The organism is Clostridium sp. AF22-10 (assembly GCF_003478725.1).
Classification (GTDB): Bacteria; Bacillota; Clostridia; order Lachnospirales; family Lachnospiraceae; genus Otoolea; species Otoolea fessa.
On record NZ_QUFZ01000044.1, the window covers coordinates 1 to 5,414 of the forward strand.

7 protein-coding genes are annotated in these 5,414 nt (G+C 32.4%); all 7 read right to left on the minus strand.

Annotated features, from left to right (window positions below; genetic code table 11):
- On the minus strand, positions 1-400 hold a 400-nt coding region (locus tag DWX91_RS15770), incomplete at its 3' end, for a hypothetical protein (RefSeq protein ID WP_147354431.1).
- Positions 400-747, minus strand: a complete 348-nt coding sequence (locus DWX91_RS15775) for a hypothetical protein (protein WP_118539700.1) — start codon at positions 745-747, stop codon at positions 400-402. The genes DWX91_RS15770 and DWX91_RS15775, both read right to left, overlap by 1 nt.
- Entirely contained in the window at positions 740-1,201 is a 462-nt protein-coding gene (locus DWX91_RS15780; RefSeq protein WP_118539702.1) for a hypothetical protein, read from the minus strand. Before DWX91_RS15780 ends, DWX91_RS15775 begins: the two co-directional genes overlap by 8 nt.
- Positions 1,202-1,217: 16 nt before the next feature.
- Positions 1,218-1,889: a translation initiation factor IF-2 N-terminal domain-containing protein gene (locus DWX91_RS15785; RefSeq protein WP_243099084.1), complete on the minus strand. Its 672-nt coding sequence runs from the start codon at positions 1,887-1,889 to the stop codon at positions 1,218-1,220.
- Between the two features lie 65 nt (positions 1,890-1,954).
- A complete protein-coding gene (locus DWX91_RS15790) occupies positions 1,955-3,058 on the minus strand; it encodes a hypothetical protein (protein ID WP_118539704.1) in 1,104 nt (367 codons plus the stop codon).
- A 21-nt stretch (positions 3,059-3,079) separates the two neighbouring features.
- On the minus strand, positions 3,080-3,520 hold the full coding sequence (locus DWX91_RS15795) for a hypothetical protein (RefSeq protein ID WP_118539706.1): 441 nt from the start codon (positions 3,518-3,520) through the stop codon (positions 3,080-3,082).
- A 206-nt stretch (positions 3,521-3,726) separates the two neighbouring features.
- The gene (locus DWX91_RS15800; protein WP_118539708.1) at positions 3,727-5,349 is read right to left on the minus strand and encodes a hypothetical protein; all 1,623 of its coding nucleotides are present in this window, start codon (positions 5,347-5,349) and stop codon (positions 3,727-3,729) included.
- Positions 5,350-5,414 lie beyond the last annotated feature (65 nt).

Here is a 5,414-nt window from a genome sequence, read left to right on the forward strand (position 1 = left end):
TGAAGATAATATCTATACGATCTTTATCAATAGATTGATATGATTTAATAATAAATTTTGCATCAATTGGGGTTTTATTTGTTTTTTCATAGGTCATATCTTCTTTGTCAATAGATTGATATGATTTAATAATAAATTTTGCATCAATTGGGGTTTTATTTGTTTTTTCATAGGTCATATCTTCTTTGAGAATTTTACGATTACCTTTTTCATCAATTACATAATCATCATGAAAATAATCGTAAATAAAACACCTCTTGCTCTGAATGTCGTTGTCCCATGTAAGCTCCATCAATTTATCAGAATCAGCTTTTAACTGTTCTCCAAGAGTAGGATAACTCTTCCCAGTAGAGTTAGTATTGATATGCATTTTACGTTGGTAAAATTCATAAACTGACACTAAACATCACCAACTTTCAAACGCTTTAATCCAGCTCCAGCATCAAACACAAGTTTCTTATATCGTCTGAAATTAAAATGATTTGATTTTAGAATCTCCAGAGCAGATTTTAAAGAGTTAATAATTTCAGCAAAATTGTCTGGATAAAGTAGAAGAGAATTGTAAGAGGAAATTTCAAACAAGAGTTCTTCATGATATTTTGCAACATCAACACTCTTAAAGTCTTCTTTTGTCTCTTCATCAGTATATAGGATTAACCAGAAAAGTTTCTTTCGTAGTTTTTCCTGATAGTATTCAAGTTGATTTGAAGTAAATTCTCCATATTTATGTGGAACTAAATTATCCATTGGATGTTCCACCACTCTCACTAAAATAATAACTATGACGAGTAAGTTCGAGTTCCCATTCACGTTTTAATTCAGTGAGCCTTTCCATATTTTTAGAATAATTATCTATGAGTTTCTTTTCTTGTTTTCCACCGATCATAGCATCAAGATTCTTTGTAGTCTCAAGTTTAGATGGGAAGTAATGAATAATAATCCCTTTTGCTAAAATTGTTTTTACAAACTCTATATCATAATCATCATCTACACTATTATTAAGAGTAAATGTTAATTTCATAATAGAATCATTCAGAGAAAAACTTTCAAATTTCTTTCTGAATAGTGGAAGAGAAGCAGCAGTACGTAACCATTCTCTTAAAACATCATAAAAATCATTCTGTGTATAAGTCGCTAAGTCCAAATCATTAATCATCGTTAGCGCTCTTTTATAAATAGATTCATATTCTAGGGAGGGCATAATCTACCTCCTTTGATTAAATAAATTCCTTGATGCATGTTCCTAGCATATCATCAATAATTTTAATTTTACCAATTGACGGATAGTTCTCATTTTTAATCATAGATATTGCGGTGGATTTAATGATCTCACTTAGCCATGATGGAGCAGTTTTTAGAAGATTAATAAACTCATCATCTGGTATATCAAAAAATTCTTCTGGGTAATCAATATTTTCAAAATATTTATAAACTCCATCAAGTTCACGTTTCCACTGTTCTCTAAGATTTTCATCCATAATTAAAAATTTAGGCTTAGTAACATATTCGGTTTTTCTAAGAGCCTGTAAGTCACGAAACTTTAAATACTCAATATCACCAAAATTATTCCAAGAATAAATTGTATTTTTATCAACACCCGGAGCAATTAATTTCCACGGCGTTACACTTTTACATGGAATTTCTTCATCTGGAGCAAATGCTTTATATAAGATGGTTTTTTCTACAACCTTCTTTACATCTACAGTTTCTTCCGTCTTATCTTCTTCTTTTATCTGATTAGATGGTTCGAAATTCTTTTTTGCAAAAACATACATCTCATCAGTTACTTTCTGCATATGGCTAGATACTTTAAAACCATTTTCCTTGAAGAAAGTAATTAATTCTTTGGTTGTTACATCAAATTCTTTTGCTAAATCTAATACCTTCATTTATCCATTTATCTCCTTAAAAATAGAAGAGTAGTACAAACTACTCTTCTAAATATTTACATTAGTTAGGCAGTAATTTTAATTTCACCAAACAGTTCATCGATTACAACACCAATACCCTCTTTGTAAACGATTTCTGCATCAATGGTCATATCTTTCTTTAGACCATCCATGCCAGTTTCATAGTAAGCTACATCACCTTCGTTTACTCTCTTAATTGGTTTGAACTCTGGATCAATTGGAAGAATATAAATCTTCTTTAAATCTTCCGCTGTGAATACACTGTCTCTAGTACCCGGAATATTTACACGGTTAAGAGCAAGACACTCATAACCTTCCCAAGAACCAAGAATACCATTCTGGAATCTTTCATTCTTCATATCATCAGAGAACAGGTTATAATTAATTGTGCTCTGAAGTTTCTGAATGGCGGATCTAGCACCAACTAGCATTACATTCTTACCAGTTGCAGCTACTACCTTTTCAATATGATCAATAATTGCACTCTTTGTAGCCTCAGACACTGCTGTATCAAGAACCATGTCAGTTGGAAGAGAAGCGTCCATAGACATAAATGCAGTATTAAGAGCGGCATATCTATACTGTTCAATAGCTGTATACATTCTTGCTACTAAATCAGCAAAATCAATTCTACCTGTCTGGAATAGAACGAAATCCGTGTATACCTTAATGGTATAGAAAGATGTATCAATAGAGAATGCCTTACCAGGCTTAACAGCTTGACGTAGCACGTTATGATGATCTCCAGAGAATTTAGATACAGTCAGTAGAGAATTGTCATTTACAAAGAATTCATTAGCATCACCATCTGCGAGGTTTACTTCCTGAACAAACTGCATAAAACGAGCATTAGACTCATTCCATCCAGATGTCATTCTATCAACAAGCACATCCTCAAACAGAGTTGCCATCTCTTTATTATGATCTCTCCAAGCCTGTCTACGCTTCATTGGAGTAGCTTCTTTAAAATTAATACCCAGAATACGATCACACTGGTTTCTAATGATTACATCCGTCTCTTCTTTAGAATACTGAGAATATACAGAATGAGCTGCATCCATCATTAGACCATTAAATTTAAGTACATTATTATAATCATTTTCAAACTGTGCTAAAAAATTAGCAGAAAAACACGTAATATCTCTCATAGTTTATTAATTCCTCCCTTCTTACGCAATCGTCTTATTCTGAAGGGACTGAATACGAACAATGTTGTAATATGTACCAACAGAAATACTATGGATTTTACCCACAAAACCATTAGTTCCCTTTAGAGTTTCAAGCTCGTCAACATCATGTGCTTCCCACATACCCTTACCATCAACTACAACCAAAGCATTCTGCTTAACTTTAGATGCAGTATCGTCAGTGAATTGATAAGCTGCTACGCCAAAGATATCAGTGTGTACAGATGGCTCCTGAATCTGATATGCCTTGACAGGTTTACCTGCTGGATTGGTGTAGTTATAGCTCTGTGCCTCTTCTGTAGTAAGAGCAGTTTTTACATTAGCTGGTGCGCCAGTAACAGCGATCTTATCTTTAACACCTGCAATCTTTGCATATCTTTCCTGTAGACCATTGCCTGTATAATCACCAACTGCAATTGCCACACCATTATCTACATCAATTTCCTTATCATGTTCATCACGAACTAAAGCGTCATAAAGATCTCCAACGTCTGTAGCCAGAAGTAGAGAGGACTCAAAGATGCCATGAGCTTACGCTCTTTAGCTTTTAGATTTGTATAAATCATTAAAATTTCCTCCTTATAAAAATTAAAGACCGCATTATGCGATCTCAAAAATAGAATAATATTTTATTTTTTAAGTAATCCATCTAAGAAAGATGAATTTGTATCAGGTTTAGCAAAAGCTAGAAAAGATGGTCTTTTTTCTTCTTTCTGTTGAAATTTCATAGAGAATGTTTTATTTTCTTTTACTAATTTACCTAATGCTGCATCTACCTTTTCAGCAAGCTCTTCTTTAGTGAATTTCTTTACAGTTTCCTTCTCCATCAGAGACTTAAATTCCTCAGTCTCAAGATAACTTGTATAAGCTTCGTCATTAAATACAGTCATTTTATCTGCAATACTTTCAGCTTCCTCATATGCGGCTAATTTCTCTGTAACTAAAGAATAATTCTTTCTCATATTATCAAGCTCATTAAGCTCTTCTTCGGTTAAGAACTCACTAAATACTTCCAAACGTTCTCCGTCAAGAGCGACTACATCACCTGTCTTTGTATATTTTTGTTTATAGAACTTACAACCATAACCACTGTAAATAAAATAATCATCATATACATTTACAATCCAATACCATTCATTTAAAGTATCTTCTAAAGGTTTTAGAAGCTCATATAAAGCACATTGAATATCTTCATGGGAGAGTTCAAACTGTTTCGTATATTTTTTTGGCTCATCATTTGGGTTCTTTTCAGGCTCATCTGGTTCGCCTTTATCATCTGGATTAGATTTTGGTTCAGGATCTTGGTCTGGATCATCAGGTTCTTTTTCAAATTTCTCAGAAAACATTTTTTCTAACTCTTCATCAGACATATTTTCATATTCGAAATCTACATCTTCGACAGTTTTATTATATTTTTTAAGTAACTCTTCAAATTTTGTCATGTCAGTTTTTGGTTGTCCTCCTTTCTCTGGTTCTCTGCTAAAATTAGATAAGGTATCATTTAATTTATTTAACATTTCTAATAATTTGGATTCTTCTATATCTGACAGATCATTTAAAACAGAATTTTTTGCCTGTGAAAAATCTTTTAATTTAATGTTAGAACCTGCCATACCAGGTTTTACCTTTTTTCCATTTTCGTCATATCCAAGAATCGTTACACCAGAAAAATATCCATCTTCAATATGCAATGTTTTATCCTTGGCATTCCATGTCATTGATAAAATAGAAATTTCTACAGAGCAAGGGCATTCACCTTCTCTATTTACAATCTCTGTGGCTTTTGTATACTCATCATATAAATATCCATCGATCATCACATTGTAACGTTCATTTTCCTCATCATATTCAAGAGTAGCATTATTCGTCTCTGGAATGTTCCCAACGGCAATTTCATCATAAACAATGTCGCCATTTTCTTCATGAGCATTATGACCATAAAAACATGGTTCACCGTTTACTGTATGAATAAAACCTAAAATTGGACGATTCTTAAATGACGGAAGTAATTTTTGTTCCATTACTTCGTAACTGATAGTAGATTTATTAAGATTTGTTTCTGTATGACAAGCTTGTAAACGACACCGCGTAAGTCCTGCAATATATGATTCTTTTTCTTCTTCAAATTTTAAAGAACCACCAATTTGAACTACAACAGGTTCATCATTTTTATAAGCATTAAATTTCACAGACTTTTTATATTTGCTATAAAAGTTATATAAATCATCTAAAGTTAAAAGTCTATTGTTCAAGTTTGATTACATCCTCCTTTCTAAAAATAATAAAGCACTCAGAATAGGAGAGTGCTAAAGCATCA